At 69.0% G+C, this 18,738-nt stretch carries 14 protein-coding genes; 12 read left to right on the forward strand and 2 right to left on the reverse strand.

The genetic code is table 11. From position 1 onward, the window contains the following. Positions 1–144: 144 nt before the first annotated feature. From ACZK4S_RS11750 to ACZK4S_RS11760, 3 genes are read left to right on the forward strand one after another with little or no spacing between them, the layout of a single operon-like run. Complete coding sequence (locus tag ACZK4S_RS11750; RefSeq protein ID WP_463644383.1) at positions 145–552, forward strand: hypothetical protein; 408 nt, start codon at positions 145–147, stop codon at positions 550–552. Next, the gene (locus tag ACZK4S_RS11755; RefSeq protein ID WP_463644384.1) at positions 549–2,789 is read left to right on the forward strand and encodes an MMPL family transporter; all 2,241 of its coding nucleotides are present in this window, start codon (positions 549–551) and stop codon (positions 2,787–2,789) included. The genes ACZK4S_RS11750 and ACZK4S_RS11755 overlap by 4 nt, the downstream gene beginning before the upstream one ends. Beyond that, positions 2,776–3,579, forward strand: a complete 804-nt coding sequence (locus tag ACZK4S_RS11760) for an LmeA family phospholipid-binding protein (RefSeq protein ID WP_463644385.1) — start codon at positions 2,776–2,778, stop codon at positions 3,577–3,579. The genes ACZK4S_RS11755 and ACZK4S_RS11760 overlap by 14 nt, the downstream gene beginning before the upstream one ends. Positions 3,580–3,620: 41 nt before the next feature. On the opposite strand, the gene ACZK4S_RS11765 is transcribed toward ACZK4S_RS11760, so the two are convergent. Beyond that, complete coding sequence (locus ACZK4S_RS11765) at positions 3,621–4,694, reverse strand: LacI family DNA-binding transcriptional regulator (protein ID WP_463644386.1); 1,074 nt, start codon at positions 4,692–4,694, stop codon at positions 3,621–3,623. 187 nt (positions 4,695–4,881) lie between these two features. On the opposite strand from ACZK4S_RS11765, the gene ACZK4S_RS11770 reads away from it, so the two are divergent. The 5 genes from ACZK4S_RS11770 to ACZK4S_RS11790 all read left to right on the forward strand — a co-directional run bounded on the left by ACZK4S_RS11770 (position 4,882) and on the right by ACZK4S_RS11790 (position 11,829). Then, positions 4,882–6,516: a GH39 family glycosyl hydrolase gene (locus ACZK4S_RS11770; protein ID WP_463644387.1), complete on the forward strand. Its 1,635-nt coding sequence runs from the start codon at positions 4,882–4,884 to the stop codon at positions 6,514–6,516. Between the two features lie 34 nt (positions 6,517–6,550). Further along, on the forward strand, positions 6,551–7,867 hold the full coding sequence (locus ACZK4S_RS11775; protein WP_463644388.1) for an ABC transporter substrate-binding protein: 1,317 nt from the start codon (positions 6,551–6,553) through the stop codon (positions 7,865–7,867). Between the two features lie 120 nt (positions 7,868–7,987). Further along, entirely contained in the window at positions 7,988–9,097 is a 1,110-nt protein-coding gene (locus ACZK4S_RS11780; RefSeq protein WP_463644389.1) for a carbohydrate ABC transporter permease, read from the forward strand. After that, positions 9,094–10,023 (forward strand): carbohydrate ABC transporter permease, encoded by a 930-nt coding sequence (locus ACZK4S_RS11785; protein WP_463644390.1) that lies wholly within the window; start codon positions 9,094–9,096, stop codon positions 10,021–10,023. Before ACZK4S_RS11780 ends, ACZK4S_RS11785 begins: the two co-directional genes overlap by 4 nt. A gap of 120 nt (positions 10,024–10,143) precedes the next feature. Continuing rightward, positions 10,144–11,829 carry an FIMAH domain-containing protein gene (locus ACZK4S_RS11790; RefSeq protein WP_463644391.1) on the forward strand — a complete coding sequence of 562 codons (1,686 nt, stop codon included), beginning with the start codon at positions 10,144–10,146 and terminating at the stop codon, positions 11,827–11,829. A 96-nt stretch (positions 11,830–11,925) separates the two neighbouring features. Here the strand turns inward: ACZK4S_RS11790 and ACZK4S_RS11795 are convergent, their stop codons facing one another. Then, positions 11,926–12,441 (reverse strand): 4'-phosphopantetheinyl transferase family protein, encoded by a 516-nt coding sequence (locus ACZK4S_RS11795; protein WP_076063625.1) that lies wholly within the window; start codon positions 12,439–12,441, stop codon positions 11,926–11,928. 61 nt (positions 12,442–12,502) lie between these two features. On the opposite strand from ACZK4S_RS11795, the gene ACZK4S_RS11800 reads away from it, so the two are divergent. The 4 genes from ACZK4S_RS11800 to ACZK4S_RS11815 are packed head-to-tail and all read left to right on the forward strand — an operon-like array spanning position 12,503 to position 18,735. Then, positions 12,503–15,115 carry an AMP-binding protein gene (locus ACZK4S_RS11800; RefSeq protein ID WP_463644392.1) on the forward strand — a complete coding sequence of 871 codons (2,613 nt, stop codon included), beginning with the start codon at positions 12,503–12,505 and terminating at the stop codon, positions 15,113–15,115. Beyond that, positions 15,112–16,149 carry an extracellular solute-binding protein gene (locus ACZK4S_RS11805; protein WP_463644393.1) on the forward strand — a complete coding sequence of 346 codons (1,038 nt, stop codon included), beginning with the start codon at positions 15,112–15,114 and terminating at the stop codon, positions 16,147–16,149. Before ACZK4S_RS11800 ends, ACZK4S_RS11805 begins: the two co-directional genes overlap by 4 nt. Next, positions 16,133–17,668 carry an ABC transporter permease gene (locus ACZK4S_RS11810; RefSeq protein ID WP_463644394.1) on the forward strand — a complete coding sequence of 512 codons (1,536 nt, stop codon included), beginning with the start codon at positions 16,133–16,135 and terminating at the stop codon, positions 17,666–17,668. The genes ACZK4S_RS11805 and ACZK4S_RS11810 overlap by 17 nt, the downstream gene beginning before the upstream one ends. Then, positions 17,665–18,735 (forward strand): ABC transporter ATP-binding protein, encoded by a 1,071-nt coding sequence (locus ACZK4S_RS11815; protein ID WP_076063617.1) that lies wholly within the window; start codon positions 17,665–17,667, stop codon positions 18,733–18,735. The genes ACZK4S_RS11810 and ACZK4S_RS11815 overlap by 4 nt, the downstream gene beginning before the upstream one ends. The last annotated feature ends 3 nt before the right edge of the window (positions 18,736–18,738 follow it).

Raw genomic sequence — 18,738 nt, forward strand, 5'->3', positions numbered from 1 at the left:
TCATGCAACGCGCGTCTGACCCGTACCATCGCAGTACTGTGACGCCCCAACGGGCCGATGACGATCACACCACCAGGAGGATCGATGACAGTTGGCGAGCACCGGAGCGCGTCGCGCCGGAGTGGCAATCCATTGAGCGGTTGGGTGATGCTCCTGATCGGGCTCCTGGCAGGGATCGCGCTGGCCGCAGCCGCCGGCGTCGTCCTCCTGGGGATCGGTTGGGCCACCCCACTGGAGGCACAGTCCGTGATCAGCGCAAGCCCCACCCCGTCGGCGTCTCCCACCGCGGATGCCTCCACTGGGTCGGGCGACGTCTCTGAGGCGTGCGTGCGGGCGGCCGAGTACAACGTCGAGGTCGACAAGGCCGTCGAGGATCTCGCCAAGGGCGCCGAATCACAGGACGCACGCGCCCTGCAGGAGGCCCTCGACCGCCTCCAGGATGCTCGCGAGGTGGCCGACGGGGCGTCAGAGGAATGCCTTGAGCAGGCCGGGAAGTCGCCGCAGGCCAGCGAGTCCGGCTCTCCGTCGCCTACCCCCAGCGAGACCCCATGACCCACGCACCTGCGCCGCTCGAGGGGGAGCCCCGGCGCGGCTTCATGGCCACTGTCTGGTACGGCTACGCCCGGGCGATCGTCGCCCTGCGCTGGGTGATCGTCATCGGCTGGGTGGCGGCGGCTGTCGCGGCGACACTGCTCCTTCCCCCGATGCAGGGCACCGCCAACGACATCGAGGCGCTCGGCGCCGACGACGACAGCTTCGCGGCCGAGCAGCGGTCCATGGAACTGTTCGAGTTCCCCCTCCTGAGCCGGGCGGCGATCGTGCAGCGCAACCCGGAGGGCCTGCCCCCAGTGGTCCAGGCCGAGGCCGTCATGCGCGGCATCGCCATCAACCAAGGCAAGTACGACACCCCGCTGCTGGGCGCGATCCCGGTCCCCAATGCCGAGGGAGCCTTCCCCGGTGCCGCCGAGAAGAACACGACCGTCCTCACCTACGTGTTCGCCGACCCCACGCTGAACTTCTTCGAGCAGACCCGAATCGTCGAGGACTTCGCGGCCGAGCAGCTGACGGACCCATCCGACGGGTATGTGGGCGTCACCGGTTCCATCCCGGCGCGCGCGGCCCAGGGCCTCGTCCTGAACTCCTACGTCCACATCGTCGAAGCGGTGACCGTCCTCGCGGTGTTGACGATCGTGGCGCTGACGTTCGGCTCGCTGGCAGCGCCCGCCCTGACGCTCGTCTCGGTGGGGGCTGCGGTGTTCGTCACACTCGGCGTCTCGGGCTGGGCTGCGACCATAATGGATGTGTCGATCCCGGCAGACCTGCGGCCGCTGATCGTCGCGCTGCTCCTCGGCATCGTCACCGACTACTGCATCTTCTACCTCTCCGGCCTGCGCAGCAGACTGCGGGAGGGCCACGGCCGCCTCGAGGCGGCCCGCCTGGCCACCGCTTCCGTCACGCCCATCGTCGCTGTGGCCGGCATCACTGTCGCGGCGGGAACAGCCTCGCTCCTCGTCGCCCAGTCCCCCCTCTTCCGGGGGTTCGGGCCCGCGCTCGCGCTCACCGTCCTGACCGGGCTCGTGGTGGCCGTCACCCTCGTGCCCGCCCTGCTCGCCATCCTCGGTCGCGGCGCGTTCTGGCCGCGAACCCTGGCGGCCACACCCACGAAAACGCGCGATCGGCCCTCGCTCCTCACCCGGGCAGTCGCGCGCCGCGGCTCCGCGTTCGTCCTGGTGCTGGTGTGCGTGGCCGGCCTGGGTGCCGCCGCCTACCAGGCGCGCAACCTCGACCTCGGCCTCGGATTCGTCCAATCCCTGCCGGAGACCACCAGCGCGCAGCAGGCAGCAGACGCGGCCGGCAAGGGATTCGCCCCGGGCATCGTGTCCCCGACCGAGATCGTGGTCGAGTCACCGGGGGTGGGGGAGAAGCCCGACGAGGTGACCCAGTTCGGTGAGGCCCTCAAGGCCCAACCGGGAGTGGCCGGCGTGATCGGCCCCGGCGACCTCCCGGCCGCCGACGACGTCGGCGCCTTCACCGCGAAGTCGGGTGACGCCGTGCGCTTCCTGGTCATCCTCGACAGCACGCCACTGGAGGCGACGGCGATCGACACGCTGGGGCGCGTGGAAGCCGCCCTTCCGCAGCTCGCCGCTGGTGCGGGGTTGGGCGAGGTCACCACGCACGTCGGCGGCGACACCGCGCTGGCCTCAGGAGTCATCGCGGACACCACCAACGACCTCTTCCGGATCGCCATCGTCGCGCTCGCCGTCAACCTGCTCCTGCTGGTCATCTTCCTGCGTGCCCTGATCGCCCCGCTGTACCTCCTCGCCTCCAGCGTCCTGGCGCTCGGGGCGACGCTGGGCCTGTCAGTGCTGTTCTTCCAGGACTTCCTCGGGCACGACGACCTGACGTTCTACGTCCCCTTCGCCGCGTCGGTACTCCTGCTGTCGCTGGGGTCTGACTACAACATCTTCGCTGTGGGCCACATCTGGCAGGAGGCCCGCAACCGGTCGATGAGGGACGCCCTCCTCGTCGCCACCCCGGAATCGACCCGTGCGATCACCTCCGCGGGCCTCGCGCTCGCCGCCAGCTTCGGGCTCCTCGCGCTCGTCCCGCTAGGGCCCTTCCACGAGCTGGGCTTCCTGCTCGGGGTGGGGATCCTGATCGACGTGTTCATCGTCCGGGCGCTGCTCGTCCCGTCACTGATCACGCTGGTGGGGACCTTCAGCAGTTGGCCGTCGGACATCCTGCGCGAGAGGCGCCCGCGCGTCAGGAAAGCTCGTGCAGTTTCCTGACGGGCCGACACAGTCGCACGGCAGCCACGCCCACTCGCCCGGCGCGGGTGCGGATGAGCCGTTCGGGGCAGGAAGCCACCTGGTTCCCGCTCCGCGACGACGGCTCCGATCACGCGTGCTCGACTGGGTCATCGGCGCCCTCGCCATGCTCGGCATTGTGCTGCTCGCACTCGTGTTGTTCTGGTTGTCGATATCGCGCCCGGTCGACACCGGCGCCCCGCCGAGAGACGACCCGTCGACGACGGCCAGACCAACCGGGGAAGTCACTCCGCCTGCGGACCTCGAGGAGAACGAGGTGTGGCTGGGTGACATCTCCCTGAACGCCGGTTCGGTCTTCGCCGCAGGCACACCGCTCCAGGACGTCGTCGGCACCGGCACCGACGTCACCTCCGGGCCGGACGGGCTCGTCGCGCGGCACCTCGACCTGACGGCAACGGTGCCGTTCCACGTGGTCGCCGCTCAGATCAACCCCAACACGACGGTGAGTGCCGCCGGCGGGGGTGAGGCGCGCGTCGACACCCGGGTGGAAGCCCTGGGGCGCAGCCTCCCCGTGGCGGCCACCGGCACCGTCGATGTCGTGGGCGGCAAGCTGGTGATGGTGCCGACCTCGATCGACCTCGGAGGTCCCCGGTTCATTTCCGAGCTCCTTGGAGAGGCGGTGCGGGAACTGATCACGTTCGAGTACGCCATCGAGGGCCTGCCCGACGGGGTGGTGCTGCGCAGCGTGAAGGTGGTCGACGGCGGCTTCCGCGCCAACCTCACCGGGGACGACGTGCGGCTCGTCCAGTGAGCCGGCCGCAGACCTGACGCCGTGGCGACCTACGCCACGGTTCAGGCCGGTCCCGCCCCGCTGGGCGCTGCGCCCGTGCTTTCGCGCACCGTCAGCGACGTGGCGAGTTCGATGTGCGACGACGCGGGCCGATGACCCTCCGCCATGGCGAGCACAGTCTCGACCGCGACGCGTCCCATGCCGCCGAGGTGCTGGTGGACCGTGGTGAGCGGCGGTGTGGTCCACGCCGCCTGAGCCGTGTCGTCGAAGCCCATGACGCTGAGCTGTTCGGGAACCTGGATGCCCAGGGAGCGGGCGGTGGCGAGGGCACCCATGGCGAGTTCGTCGTCGGCGGCCATGATGGCGGTGGGCGGATTGGGCGAAGTCAGCAACTCCCGGGCGTGCTGGGCGCCCTGCGCAGGGTCGAACTGCCCAGAGCGCTCGAGGTCGGGATCCACGTCCAGGCCGGCCCTGTCGAGGGCAGCCCGGTAACCGTAGAGCCGGTCGCGTGCCGCGTCTGAGGCTTCAGGGCCGCCGACCCACGCGATCCGCCGGTGGCCCAGGCCGATCAGGTACTCGGTGGCCGCCCGTGCGCCGGCCCAGTTGCTGGAACCGATCCGCAACACCCGGCGGGTGCTCGTGTCCACCGGGTCGACCATGACGAAGGGGATGTTCGCGTCACCGGCCGCGGCGATGAGGGCGCCGGGTTGAGACAGGGTGAGACCGATGATGCCGGCGACGCCTACCGCTCGCTGATCCTCGATCCATTCCCGGGCGACGGCATGTCGGCGCCGTGATTCCAGGGGCGGCGCCATGCGCATCAGGAGATCGGTTCCCCGCTCGGTGGTCCCGTCCAGGACGCCGTTGAGGACGCCCATGATGTACGACGAGGCGGGCAGGTCGAACACCACGACCAACGCCCGGCGGATCGAGGTCACGGCCGGTGCGGTCGTGGACCGGTAACCCAGCGCGGCGACGGCCGTCAGCACGCGTTCGCGCGTGGCCTCCGCTATGTCACCGCGGCCGTTGAGCGCCTTGGAGACCGTCGCCCTCGATACCCCGGCCGCCACGGCCACGTCCGCCAGCGTGGGCCTTCGGCCGCTGCCGTCCCTCGACCCCGTGTGTTCGCTCGACATATGCCGATGGTATCCGAAAAAGTTTCGCAGTGCGTTTGCCGGGTTGACGCCAAGCGACCGAATTTCTCGGAAGTGTGAACAGTGAACCGTTGGCGATATAGGGTTGCGACGAAACAAAAGCAGAAAAAGTTTCGAAACAGTTTCCATCCAGCGGCAGAGGCGCCGCGGATTCACAGAGGAAGTACCAATGCCGGTAGATGCCCCCGCCGCCACCGTCCTGATCGATGGACAGACGCCCCACGTTCGGACCCTTCGCCATATCTGGAATGAGTGCGTCGGAGCCGGGCGCGCCAACGAGGCGTTGCGGGTGGACTGGCAGGCGCACTTCCGTGAGGCGGTTGAGGTACTGGGCGCGCGCTACGTCCGGTTCCACGGCGTCTTCCACGACGACATGTTCGTCTACCGCGCATCCAACGGGGGTGGCTTCGGCCCGCCCACCCCTCTTGCGAAGCCGGTGTACACCTTCGCCTACGTCGACAAGGTCTTCGACGCCATCCTCGACACCGGTGCCCGTCCGTTCGTGGAGCTGGGCTTCATGCCCCGCGAACTCGCGACGCAGACGGAAACCCTGTTCTGGTGGAAGGCGCACTGCAGCCCGCCGAAGGACATGAGTGCCTGGGTGGAACTGGTCACCACGACCGTCAACCACTGGATCGAGCGCTACGGCATCGACGAGGTGCGCACCTGGCCGTTCGAGGTGTGGAACGAGCCGAACCTCGTACCGCACTTCTGGACCGGTACGAAGACCGAGTACTTCCAGCTCTACGAGGCCACCGTCCGGGCGATCAAGGGGATCGACGCCCGGCTCAAGGTGGGGGGCCCGTCGTCGTCGGTGTTCGTCCCCGATGCCCGCTACGACGGCGAGTACCACGACAAGTCCGCCGAGGCCGCCACCGCGCAGGCCCCGGACCCGGATGTGCTGCCCTGGAAGCCCGTGTGGATCCATGAGCTGATCGACTACTGCGCCGAGCGGGACCTGCCGATCGACTTCATCTCCACCCACCTGTACCCCACGGACTACGCGTTCGACACCCAGGGCGTAGGCCGCTCGATCAGCCGCAACCGGGACGCGACCCGCGACGACCTCCTCATGCTCCGCGACCTCATCGCCGCCAGCCCCTATCCGGAGGCGGAGGTGCACATCACCGAATGGTCGACGTCGCCTTCCAGTCGGGATTTCATGCACGACACTCTTTTCGCGGCGACCTACATCACGCGTGCGTTCCTGCAGTCCCACGAGCTGGCCGATTCCATCTCCTACTGGACCTTCACCGATGTCTTCGAGGAGGGGGGCGGGGGCATCGGGCCCTTCCACGGTGGCTTCGGTTTCGTCAACGAACAGGGCATCCACAAGCCGACGTTCCATGCCATGCGGATGCTGAACCGATTGGGTTCCGAGTTGCTGCTGCAGACCGAGCACGGCGTCATCACCCAGACCGACGACGGCGTCGCGGCGGTCTTCTTCAACTACCCGGACTCCATGGGTGCGAAGTCGGTCGGCGGTGCGAACAGCTACTCAGAAGCCCGTCGACACCGCGGGGAGGGCCCCGCGCGGCGGATCTCACACACCGTCTCCGGGCTTACCCCCGGAAGCGAATACGCGCTGGAGATCCTCGCGTGGGAGTACGGCAACGCCCCCGAGGCGTGGCACCACATGGGGGAACCCCTCAACCTCTCGCGCCAGGACGTCGCCCACCTGAAGACGGTCGCGGACGACTTGGAACGTCGCAGCCTGAAGGCCGACGCCGACGGTGTCCTGGCCATCGACATAGAACTCCCGGCCTGGGCGGTCGCCTCGATCGCCCCTGCCGGAACGCACTGATTCCATCCCTCCCACAGACGAAAGGAACGAAATGATGCGGATCAAGAAGAAGCTCATCGGAGCAGTGACGCTCTCAGCCGTCGCTGCCCTCATGCTCACCAGTTGCGGGGGAGGTGGGAACGACGGCGGATCCGCCGGTGAGGCGAACGATGCCAACAAGCCGGAGGAAATCACGGTGGCGGCGTGGATGGACTTCCCGCAGGAACTGCTCGACTCCTTCGAGGAGGAGAACGGCATCAAGGTCGTCGTCAACTCCTTCCCCGACGGCGCGTCGGCGCAGGAAGTGCTGCGCAACGGCCTGTCCGCCGATGGTGCAGGACTCTCCGACGTCCACCTCATCGAACTCGACTGGTGGACCGAGATGATGTCGGTCCCCGAGGACTGGGTGGAACTGCCCGAGATCCCCGACCGCTGGGTGGACTGGAAGGTCAAGCAGGGCTCGGTCGACGGCAAGATCACCGGCTACGGCACGGACATCGGCCCGCTGGCGATCGCGTTCAACCAGAACATGACCGAAGCCGCCGGCGTGGCCACTGATCCCGAGTCGTTCGGCGAGTTCATCGGCGGAGACAGCGCCACCTGGGAGTCGTACCTCGACGCGGGCCGCGAATACGTCGCCACCAACGACAACTACTTCATCGACTCGCTGACCAACGCCTTCCAGGCGGCGATCAACCTGCTGCCGGCCGCCTTCGAGGACCCGGAATCCGGCAAGCCGTACAACCTCGCGGACAACGAGGAGGTCAAGGACCTCTTCATGATGTTCGCCGAAGCGGCCCAGGATGACATCTCCGCGGGCATCGCCATCGGCCACAACGACTGGGGCGCAGGCTTCCAGAACGAGCAGTGGGCCACGGTCGTCACCCCGGCCTGGATGGCCGGCATCATCGCCGAGAACGCCGATGGCATCGAAGGTTGGCGCATCGCCAGCTCGTTCCCCGACGGTGGGGGCAACTGGGGCGGGTCGTTCTTCGCCGTCCCCGCCACGGGCGAGAACACCGAGTGGGGCGTGAAACTCGCTGATTACCTGACCTCGGCTGACGCCGCCGTCGCATGGTTCAACACGACGGGCCAGTTCCCCTCGCAGCTCGAAGCGATGTCCAGCCCGGAGATCGCCGAGGCGGAGAACCCCTTCTTCGGCGGCCAGCGCATCGGCCAGGTCTACGGCGAGCTTGCCGAGAAGGCCGGCGACGCAGCCGCAGGTGGTTTCCGCGGCGAGAACTTCGCCGGTATCCAGACCCTGGTCACCGACGGGATCCGACTCGTCGAATCCAGTGACACTACGGCCGAGCAGGCCTGGGAGTCCGTGGTGAAGAACTTCGACGCGCTGGGCTTCGACACGGCCGGCTGATCGACCGCAACGCGGCCCTGCGGACTCAGGTCCGAGGGCCGTGCGATCGGGCCGGGACTCCGCGCGAGCCCCGGCCCGGCTGGCGGCACCTTGGACCATCACTCGGAAAGGCCCTCAACAATGGCATCCACTCCTGCTTCAGCGCGGGTCATCAGACGCGTGGGGTGGGGACAGCAACTGTCCCGCTGGGACTTCAAGGTTGCGCCCTACCTCTACGTTTCCCCCTTCTTCATCCTCTTTGCGATCTTCGGGGTGTTCCCGCTCTTCTTCAACATCGTCGTCGCCCTCCACGACTGGCATCGTCGCGCCGGTATGGGTGATTTCGTCGGCATCGACAACTTCACCTGGGTGCTGCAGCAACCCCTGTTCTGGCGGTCGCTGGAGAACACGTTCTCCATCTTCCTGTGGGGCGGGATCCCGCAACTGGTGCTCGCCCTGCTCATCGCGGTGGTCCTCGATCAGAACCTGCGCGCCCGGACCTTCTGGCGCATGAGCGTGCTCGTGCCCTTCGTCGTGATGCCGGTCGCCACGGCGATGATCTTCGGACAGGTTTTCGGGCAGTTCGGCCTCCTCGTGCCCAACCTGCAGGACCTGGGGCTGTTCACTGACCTGAACTCCCCGTTCTTCCAGGACCGGCTGCTGTCGCACATCGCCATCGGCTCGATGGTGGTCTTCCGCTGGACCGGCTACAACGCCCTCATCTTCCTGGCCGCCATGCAGGCGGTGCCGCGCGAATTGTACGAGGCGGCAACGGTCGACGGCGCGAGCCGCTTCCGCCAGTTCTTCTCCGTCACCATCCCCGGCATCCGTCCCACGATGATCTTCGTCATCCTCACCATGACCATCGGCGGCCTCCAGATCTTCGACGAAGCCCGCATGTTCGATGGTTCCGGTACCGGCGGCGGCCAGGGTGGTGCCGACAACCAGTGGACCACCATCGTGCTCTACCTCTTCAACCTGGGTTTCGGCGACTGGCAGGACCGGCTGGGTCAGGCGGCGGCCGTCGGCTGGATCTTCGCCTTCATCATCGCCATCGTCTCCCTCATCAACTTCCTCTTCACCCGTTCCATCTCCTCATCGAAGGCGACGGTCGGTCGCGCGTCGAGGGCCCAGCACAAGGCAGTGGTGGCCCGGCTCCGCGCCGAAGCGGCCTCGTCGCAGGGCAATGCCCTGGGGATGGGCGTGGTTGCACCCGCCGAAATCGACACCATGGAACGAGGGGACCGATGAGCACGGCCTTCATTGAGAACACCGCGGGGCGCGGCGCCGCCAGGTACGCCCGCAAGCGTGCCGCGAAGGGCCGGCCCGTCCCGGCGCACACCTCGTCCGGCCGTGGCCCGGGCTGGATCACCTACGGGCTGCTGACGATCGTGCTCGTCGTGTCCGTCTTCCCGCTGTACGCCTCCGCGATGTACGGCTCGTCGACCACCCAGGAGATCTCGCGGGCAGTCGGCACGCTCCCGAAGTGGCTGCCCACCCTCACGCTCCTGGACAACTTCGGCGAGGTCTTCAGCGCTTCCCAGTTCAGCTTCTGGATGGCCTTCGCCAACTCCGTACTCGTCGCGGTGTCGGTGACGTTGTCGACGGTGTTCTTCTCGACGCTCGCCGGGTTCGCCTTCTCGAAGCTGACGTTCCGGGCCCGGCAGGCGCTCTACGTCACCGTGATCGCCACCTTGGCGATCCCCTCCCAGATCGGCACCGTGCCCATGTTCATCATGATGAACGAGTTCGGGTGGATCGACTCGCTCATCGCACTGACGGTCCCCGTTCTGGTCAGCGCATTCGGCGTGTTCTGGATGACGCAGTACCTGCAGGAGGCGCTGCCGTTCGAACTCGTCGAGGCGGCTCGTGTCGACGGCGCGTCGATGTTCCGCACGTTCTGGTCGATCGCCATGCCCGCCGCGCGTCCCGCGGCGGCGACGCTGGGCCTGTTCACGTTCGTGGGCTCCTGGAACAGCTTCTTCTGGCCTGCCATCGTGATGCGCTCGAAGCTCACGATGCCGCTCGTCATCCCGCAGCTGCGTGGTGCGTTCACGACGGACACAGGTCTGGTCATGTCCGGCGTGTTCCTGGTCGCTGCACCACTGCTCATCGTCTTTGCCCTGGCCGGCAGACACCTGGTCTCGGGCGTCATGGCCGGCGCCGTCAAGGGCTGACCGGCCCGCCGAAAACCTGGGACCCATCCATCCGAGTGAGGTGATCTATCGATATCTCGTGAAAAGTACTCGTCCAATTGGTTACCGAAAAACACATCATTGAGAAGGAGTTGCTTGAACATGTCAAAGAAAAGACTGGGCATATTGTCCCTGATTGGTGCATTACTGTTCGTCAACCTGTCCGTACTTTCCGCCGCGGGAGAAGAGGGCTCTGCCCTGCCCTTCATCCTCAGGAATGAGAACTTCGCTTTCGAGGAGCGCGTCGCTGCTGTCATCATCGACGCCGGCAAGCCGGTGGACGGTTCCTCGTTGTCCGCCGATGACTTCGATGTCCATGTGGTCTCCACCCGGAAGGTGGACCCGGAGGTTGTCATCTACGACGGCCCCCGCGAGGTGGCGGGCGTCTACACCAGCCAGGTCAACGACTGGGGCCAGCCGTCCGATTCCGGACAGTACATCGTGCTGGATTTCCCCCACGTCGGATGGGGTGACGGTGGAACCACGATCGACAACGGGTACACGCTCGACGCGTCGTACACGGTCACGTACCAGGGTGAAGCCATCGCCTACGTGGACGGATCCACGCTCGTCCCCGAGGCGTTCGAGCAGGTCGGTGTCGTCAGCCCGGTGCTGGACCTGTACCAGTACGCCACCAGCGACGACGGGCTGGACTACGCCTACTTCCTCAACGAGGAAGCGGAAGGCCCCCTTCCGCTGGTCGTCTACTTCCACGGCGGTGGGCAGGGCAATGACAACTACACGCCTGCCAGATTCAGTAACGGTGGAACGGTATGGGCCAATCCCGAGAACCGCGCGGAATTCCCCGCCCATGTCCTCGTGCCCCGCACCGCCGGCTTCGGTGGCACCGACGTCGCAGCCGTCAAGGAAGTCATTGATGAGTGGATCGCCGAGGGGAAGGTGGATCCGAACCGTATCTACATGACCGGGTATTCCATGGGTTCCTCGTCCACCTGGGCGTTCGTGCGGGCCTACCCCGAGTACGTCGCAGCCGCTGTGTACGGCGCGGGTACCGGACCGGGCACCCCGGAATTCGCCGACGCGGTCTCCCACATGCCGCTGTGGGAATGGGTCGACGTGGATGACTTCGCCTACAACGGCGTGATCAACCGCTTCAACGCCGTCGGGCATCTCCTGACGGACTACGAACTGACGATCCTGCCCGAGGTGACCCTCCACGAGTACCCCTACAACGGCTGGACGTTCAGTGGGCACTCCTCATGGTTGGTCGCCTACAACGAATTCACGCACGAGGACCGCGGCACCGTGTTCGACTGGTTCTTCGGCATCAGCAGGATCCGGGGCATCGAGGCGGTGACGGTCGACACGGTCTCCGGCGTCGCGCCGGTGCTGCCTGAGACGGTGACGGTGGACGTCAACTACAACGCCACCGGTGTCGTCGCGGAGGAGCGTTCCGTCGTCTGGGACGCCATCGACCCCGCCAGCTACGGCAACGACGGGCCCGGTGTCTTCACGGTGGAAGGGACCATCGACGGCGTCGTCGAGAAGGCTGTGGCCACTGTGAGCGTCGAGTACAGGAACCGCATCGCGGACCTGAAGGACCTGGTGGCCGACGCCGATCTCAACAAGGGCAATGCCCATGCTCTGACGGTGAAGCTGGACAACGCTGCGAAGTTCATCGCCCAGGGCGACGCGGAGCAGGCCGGCGAGATGTTGACCGCCTTCATCAACCAGGTCGATGCACTCACCAACAACAAGTTGACCGAAGCCCAGGCCGCTGAACTGATCCATGCGGCAGGGGAGACGATGCGGAACATCCAGGAGTAGCTCCCCTGGAATCGAGGGGTTGGCGGCAGGTCACCGGTGACCTGCCGCCAACCCTTCTCGTTTGCGCCCCACCCGCGGCGGGCTCCGCGGCGGTGCTCACGGCCAGGGCCGGTGCTGGACGACCTGCGCCTCGTCCGCCGCGACCGCAAGGGCAGCCGTGTAGCCGGCGAGCGGGGGATCGAGCCGCAGCACGACGCCCGCCCCCTCGGGAAGGCCCGCCTTGAACCGCGCCTCCGCCACCACCCAGTCCCACGTCTTCCCGGCAGCCGCTGTGCGCTGCACGTCGACGCCGACAGCAGCCTGGTAGCTGGCGGCGACCGCGACGAGGAGCCCCGAGTGGCTGACGGAGAGGTAGGGTCCCATGCCGTCGGCGGCTCTCGGCCGCCCATGGGGACCGCCGCAGGTCTCACACGTCCTGTCGAGCTCCACGGTTGCCCCCGGCGGCAGGCCGCGCGTGGTCCGCAGCGCCTCTTGGAGCAGCAGTGCACCCAGCAGGCGCCGGCCCCTGTCCGCGGGCTCGTCCAGTTCCTCGAGGCGGGCGCGCTCGGCGTCCGGGAGGGCCGCTGCCCGACCCACGTCCGCAGAGCGGAGGTCGTCCCACCAGATGTCCACCGCAGCCAATTTCGATAGCCTCGTCTTGTCAATTAGATTTTGCTGAGGTTACCCTAACCCCGTGCAAGAAGCGTGGACGCTGACCAAGGGTCGGGGCCTGAGCCCTCTCCCGGCGATCGAGCGCGTCTCCGGCACGGCCCCGGCGCTCATCGCCGGCGACGGGGAAGTCGTCGACCACGCGACGCTGCGTCGGCGGGTGGATGAACTCGCGGCGCGCCTCCGGACCGGCGACCGGCGTCTCGCCCACGTCCACCTGCGCCCCACCGTCGACGACATCGTCGGCTACCTGGCCCTGCTCGAGGCCAACCATGTGGTGCTGCTCCTGCCCGAGGGTCACGCCGCAGAGGCCGTGCGCCGGGCCTGGCCGGCCGACCTGCACTTGGCTGACGGCGACATCGACTTCCTCCACGAGGATCCGGAGCCGCGGCACCTCCTCCACCCGGATCTCGCGCTGCTGCTGAGCACCTCCGGCAGCACCGGTTCCCCCAAGCTCGTGCGGCTCTCGCACGCCAACCTCACCTCCAACGCCCACGCCATCGCGGCGGCGCTCGGCCTCACGGCGCACGACCGCGGTGCGACGAGCCTCCCGCTGCACTACTGCTTCGGGCTGTCCGTCCTGCACAGCCACCTCGCCGTCGGGGCGTCGGTCGCCCTGACCCGCGGCTCCGTGCTCGACGACGACTTCTGGGCGGCCGTCGACGCCGGCGTCTCTACGCTGGCCGTCGTCCCCCACATGGTGGAACTCATGGAGACCACCGCGGTCCTCGAGCGCCCGCACCCGTCGCTCCGGCTCATCACGCAGGCCGGCGGCCGCATGGGGGAGGACCGGGTGCGACGCACCGCACAGCTGGGCGCGCGCCACGGCTGGGGGGTCGCCGTCATGTACGGCCAGAGCGAGGCCACCGCGCGCATCGCCATCCAGTCGCCTGACGCCACGGCGAAATCGCCGGGCACCGTGGGCCGGCCTGTCCCCGGCACCGAGGTGCGGCTCGACCGTGCGGTCCCCGAATCTGACGGCACCAGCGGCGAGATCGTCGTGACCGGGCCGGGCGTGATGCTCGGCTACGCGCAACACCCCGACGACCTCGCCCTCGGCCGCATGGTCACCGAGCTGCGGACGGGCGACCTCGGCGTGCTCGACGGCGGCCTGCTGCGCATCGTCGGGCGGCGCTCCGGGTTCGTGAAGGTGCTGGGGCTGCGCATCGACCTGGCCCGCGTCGAGGCCACCCTCGAGCACGACGGCCTGGTGGTGTGCGTCACCGGGGACGACACCGGCCTGCGCGTCGCCGTCGAACCCGTGCCCGGGGAGGTCGCGGGCGACACGGCCAGCCGGGTCCGTCGCCTCGCCGGCCACGCCGCCGGCGTCGGGGTGGGCCACATCCGGGTGGGCGTCCTCCCGCTGGCCCGCCTGACCAACGGCAAGGTGGACCGCGCCGGCTGCGACGCCCTCGTCCGGGCCACCGACCCGGAGGAGTGCGCGGATTCGCGGCAGCGGATCGACGCCCCCGGTGTCGCCGTCCGTGTCGCCGGGGTGCTGCGCGATGTGCTGGGCCTGCCCGACGTCGACCTGGACCGGTCCTTCGTCGCGCTGGGGGGCGACTCCCTCACCCACGTGCAGGCCTCTGCCCGGCTCAGTTCGCTGCTCGGCGACCTGCCTGCGGACTGGCACCACCGCCCCGTGCGCAGCCTCGTCGACTCCGCCGCCCCGGACGACGTCCGGCCCGCTCCGGACCGTCGCTGGCAGCGCGTCGAGATGTCGGTGGTCCTCAGGGCCGTGGCGGCCATCATCATCTGCGCCTCGCACGCCGAGCTGTTCCGGCTCCTCGGCGGTGCCCACACCCTCATGGCCGTCGCCGGTTACAGCACCGCCATGTTTGGCCTCTCGGCAGCCGGGGCCGTCGCCCGCTGGCGCGCCGGCGCCAGGCTGGTCATCGGCGTGGCAGTGCCCACCGTCGTCACCGCCCTCATCGGCATGGCCTACGGCCGCTACGGCTGGGGCAACGTCTTCCTGGTGAACTGGGCCACCGGCAACATCTCCACCGGCGGCCGCAACGAGTTGTGGTTCGTCGACGTCCTGGTGTTGGCGGTGCTGGTGGTGACCGCACTGCTGTCGTGGCCGGCCATCGCCCGGCGCTGGACCGACGACCCGTGGCGGGTGGCGATGGGGCTGCTCCTCGTCGGGCTGGTGGCGCGCTTCATCATCCTCAGCTTCGAGCACGACGGCCCGATGCGTGGCGTGCTGCCCACCGTCTTCTGGCTGTTCGCCGCCGGGATGGCGCTGGCCGTCGCCCGCACCCGCCGTCGCACGGAACTGACGCTGGCGATGGCGCTCCTGGGCACCCTCGGCTACTTCCCGGACGACACCGCGCGCAACCTGGTGATCGCGGGCGGCATCATCGCCCTGGCGCTGGTGCGCAGCGTCCCGCTGCCCCGGCTGGTCGTCCCCGTCGTCACGGTGCTGGCCGCCGCCAGCCTGCACATCTACCTCATCCAGTTCCATGTCCTGACGTTGGTCTCGCGGACCCTCACCGACCACGGGTTGGTGCGCACCGTCGCCGCCCTCGTCGTGGGCGTGCTGCTCTGGCGTGTCACCGCCAAGCCCATCGCCCGCCTCCAAGACCTCCTCGTCCCCCTCCGCCGTACTTCCCCCACCCCCGAGAGGACCACCTCGTGACCCCCCATCTCAGCCGACGCCTCCTCCTCACCGCGTTCGCCCTCACCCCGATCGCAGTTGCAGCGTGCAGCCGCGACGACGGCGGTGAGGAGTTCGTCGCAGACCCCGAGGCGCTCCTCATCTACTCCTCGCAGCACGAAAACGTGACGGCCGCGTGGGCCGAGGCCTTCACGGCGGCCACCGGGGTGAAGACGCAGGTGCGTCGAGGCTCCGATTCGTCCATGGGCCACCAGATCGTGCAGGAGGGGGACCGCAGCCCCGCCGACGTGTTCCTCACGGAGAACTCCCCGGCCATGACGGTGGTGCAGCGCGCCGGTCTCCTCGCGCCCGTCGTCGCCACCACGCTGGAGCAGGTGCCGAGCACCATGGCGCCGTCCAGCACCGACTGGATCGCGATCGCCGCCCGCTCGACGGTGCTGTGCTGGAACACCTCCGAGATCAGCGAGGCGGAGCTCCCGAAATCGATGATGGACCTGGCGGATCCCGCCTGGGACGGCCGCTGGGGCTGCGCGCCCGGCGGGGCCGACTTCCAGGCGATCGTCGCGGGCATGCTCGCCGACCGCGGCGAGGAGGAGACTGCCGCCTGGCTCGTCGCCCTGCAGAGGGGTGCCAACGCCTACCAGAACAACATCGCCACGATGAAGGCCGTCAACGCGGGCGAGGTGCCGGTGGGCGTCATGTACCACTACTACTGGTACCGCGACCAGGCCGGCAACAAGGAGGGCTCGGGCAACACCCAGCTGCACTACTTCGGCAACCAGGACCCGGGCGCCTTCGTCTCCCTGTCGGCCGGCGGCGTGCTCGCCAGCAGCGACAAGGCCGAGCAGGCCCAACAGTTCCTGGCCTACATCACCTCACCCGAGGGCCAGAAGGTGCTCGTCGACTCCAAGTCGATGGAGTACGCAGTGGGCGTGGGCGTCGCCTCGGACCCTGCGCTCCCGCCGCTGGAGAGCCTGGACAATCCGCCCGTGGACCCGTTCACGTTGAACTCGGATGAGGTCACCAAGCTGATGACTGATGCCGGCATCCTCTAGCCGCCCCTGGCTCCAGGTGGCCGCCGCCCTCGTCGCGGCGGTCGTCCTGCTTCCCATCGTCGTGACGGTGGCCAGTGGGTTCGGGGTGGGCTGGTCGGAGGCGGCCGCCTACCTCTTCCGGCCGCGGATCGGGATGCTGCTGACCAACACGGCCGCTCTCATGGCCATCACCCTGCCGCTCGCGGTCGTGATCGGCACCGGGGCGGCCTGGCTGGTGGAGCGCACCGACCTCCCCGGCGCTGGCGTCTGGCGCGCCCTGATGCTGGCGCCCCTCGCCGTGCCCGCCTTCGTGGCCAGCTACGCCTGGATCTCCTGGCAGCCGGCCCTCGTCGGCCTGGGCGGTGCCGCGCTGGTCACGACGCTGGCGTACTTCCCGTTCGTCTTCCTGCCGGTGGCCGCGCTGCTGCGGGCGCTCGACGAGGGAGAGGAGGAGGCTGCGCGCTCCCTCGGGTTGGGCCCCTTCGCGGCCTTCCGCCGGGCCGTCCTCCCTCGCCTCCGCCCCGCCCTGAGCGGCGGGGCCCTGCTGGTGGCCCTCCACCTCCTCGCCGAATACGGCGTGCTGGCCATGATGCGCTACCAGACCTTCACCACGGCGATCCTGCAGCAGTACGCCGTCGGCTTCAGCGACGCCCAGGGCTCGCTCCTGGCCTCCGTCCTCCTCCTGCTCTGTCTCGGCCTCCTGACGCTCGAGGTCGTCGGCCGCGGGTCGCGTCGCGTCGCCAGGATCGGGGCGGGCAGCATGCGGCCGCCGTCGCGGGTGCCGCTGGGCAGGTGGACGTGGCCGGCGCTCGCCGGGCTCACGCTCCTGACCGCACTCTCCACGGCGGTACCGGTCGTGCTGGTGCTGCGGTGGCTCTTCACCGGAACCAGCCAGTCCGGGGCCGTGGCCGACGACCTCCTCCGCGTCACCGCGTCGACGCTGGGGCTGGCCGTCCTGGGTGGCCTCACGGCCGTGGTGGTGGCTCTCCCCGGAGCGCTGCTCCTCAGCAGGGGCGGCGGCTGGGTCGCCACACTCCTCGAGCGCGCCACCTTCGTCGGTAGCGCGCTGCCCGGCGTCGTCGTGGCGCTGGCGCTCGTCGGTCTCGCCGTGACCTGGGCGCCCGGGCTCTACCAGACCGTGGCCCTGGTGGTGGTGGCCTACGCGGTGCTCTTCCTGCCCCGCGCGATGGTCTCCCTCCGCTCCGGGCTGGCGGCGGCCCCACCGGAACTGGCGGAGGCCGCGCGCTCGCTGGGCCAGGGCGGGGCGGGCGTTTTCCGGCGGGTGGTGCTGCCCCTGGCGGCACCGTCGGTGTTGGCCGGTTTCGTGCTGGTGGCGTTGGCGATCTCCACCGAACTCACCGCGACGCTGCTCCTCGCCCCCACCGGCGCCGACACGCTGGCGCTGTCGTTCTGGGCGGCCAGCGACGAACTCGACTATGCGGCCGCCGCGCCGTACGCGGCGGTGATGATCGTGCTGTCGGTGCCGCTGACGGTCGTGCTGCGGCGCCAGATCACCCACGACAGAAGGGCCACGAAATGAGCGAGGTGCTCGTGCGCGAACTGCGCGCCGGCTACGGGGCCAGCGAGATCCTCCACGGGGTGAGCCTGCGCGTCAAGGAAGGCGCGACCACCGCGATCCTCGGCGACTCCGGCTCCGGCAAGACGACGCTGCTGCGCGCCATCGCCGGCTTCCTCCGGCCGACGGCGGGGGAGATCTCAGTCGGTGGCCGCGTCGTCGCCGGACCGCGCACCTGGGTGGCACCCGAGCGACGCGGCGTCGGCTACGTCCGTCAGGAGGGGGCGCTGTTCCCGCACCTCAGCGTGGCGGGAAACGTCGCCTTCGGCCTGCCCCGTGCCGGCCTCCGGGGCCGCGAGCGGGCCAACCGTGAGAGGGTCGCCGAACTCCTGGAGCTCGTGGAACTGCCGCCGGAAATCGCCGGCCGTTACCCCGCGCAGCTTTCGGGTGGACAGCAGCAACGCGTCGCGTTGGCCAGGGCGCTGGCGCCGCAGCCCAGCGTCGTGCTGCTCGACGAGCCGTTCTCCTCCCTCGACACCACCCTGCGGCACGCGACGCGGGAAGCGACCGCGCGCGCCCTCCGTGCCGCCGGCGCCACGGTCATCCTCGTCACCCATGACCAGGGGGAGGCGCTGTCCTTCGCAGACGAGGTGGCGGTGCTCCGCGGGGGCCATGTGCTCCAGGTGGCAGCCCCCCGCATCGTCTACGGCGAGCCGATCGACCCCCAGGTGGCGTCATTCATGGGCGACGCCGTCATGGTGCGCGGTGAGGGCGTCGGCCCAGAGGTGCGTTCAGGCCTGGGAATGCTCTCGGTGGTCGGGTTCGTGCCGCGCGGACCCGTCGACGTGCTGCTGCGGCCGGAACAGATCCGGCTCACGCCCCCCGAGCAGGGAGCGGTCACCGGCGTCGTCACCACCGTGCGCTTCTTCGGCCACGACGCGGTCGTCGACCTCGATGTCGCTGGCGACGTGCAGGGCTGGGCCGGCGGGCCCATGTCGGTCCGGGCGCGCGTGCACGGGAACGAGACCCCGGTGCTGGGTGCGCGCGTTGGCCTGCGGGTGGTCGGGCCGGTGCGGGTGTTCAAGCACTGAGGC

Source organism: Tessaracoccus zhenghani, assembly GCF_055326325.1.

What these genes read in the sequence shown, in the direction of transcription:
- ACZK4S_RS11755 (WP_463644384.1), top strand. Translation starts at nt 549, where the DNA reads ATGACCCACGCACCTGCGCCGCTCGAGGGGGAGCCCCGGCGCGGCTTC.
- ACZK4S_RS11765 (WP_463644386.1), bottom strand. Translation starts at nt 4,694, where the DNA reads ATGTCGAGCGAACACACGGGGTCGAGGGACGGCAGCGGCCGAAGGCCC.
- ACZK4S_RS11770 (WP_463644387.1), top strand. Translation starts at nt 4,882, where the DNA reads ATGCCGGTAGATGCCCCCGCCGCCACCGTCCTGATCGATGGACAGACG.
- ACZK4S_RS11775 (WP_463644388.1), top strand. Translation starts at nt 6,551, where the DNA reads ATGCGGATCAAGAAGAAGCTCATCGGAGCAGTGACGCTCTCAGCCGTC.
- ACZK4S_RS11780 (WP_463644389.1), top strand. Translation starts at nt 7,988, where the DNA reads ATGGCATCCACTCCTGCTTCAGCGCGGGTCATCAGACGCGTGGGGTGG.
- ACZK4S_RS11785 (WP_463644390.1), top strand. Translation starts at nt 9,094, where the DNA reads ATGAGCACGGCCTTCATTGAGAACACCGCGGGGCGCGGCGCCGCCAGG.
- ACZK4S_RS11790 (WP_463644391.1), top strand. Translation starts at nt 10,144, where the DNA reads ATGTCAAAGAAAAGACTGGGCATATTGTCCCTGATTGGTGCATTACTG.
- ACZK4S_RS11810 (WP_463644394.1), top strand. Translation starts at nt 16,133, where the DNA reads ATGCCGGCATCCTCTAGCCGCCCCTGGCTCCAGGTGGCCGCCGCCCTC.
- ACZK4S_RS11815 (WP_076063617.1), top strand. Translation starts at nt 17,665, where the DNA reads ATGAGCGAGGTGCTCGTGCGCGAACTGCGCGCCGGCTACGGGGCCAGC.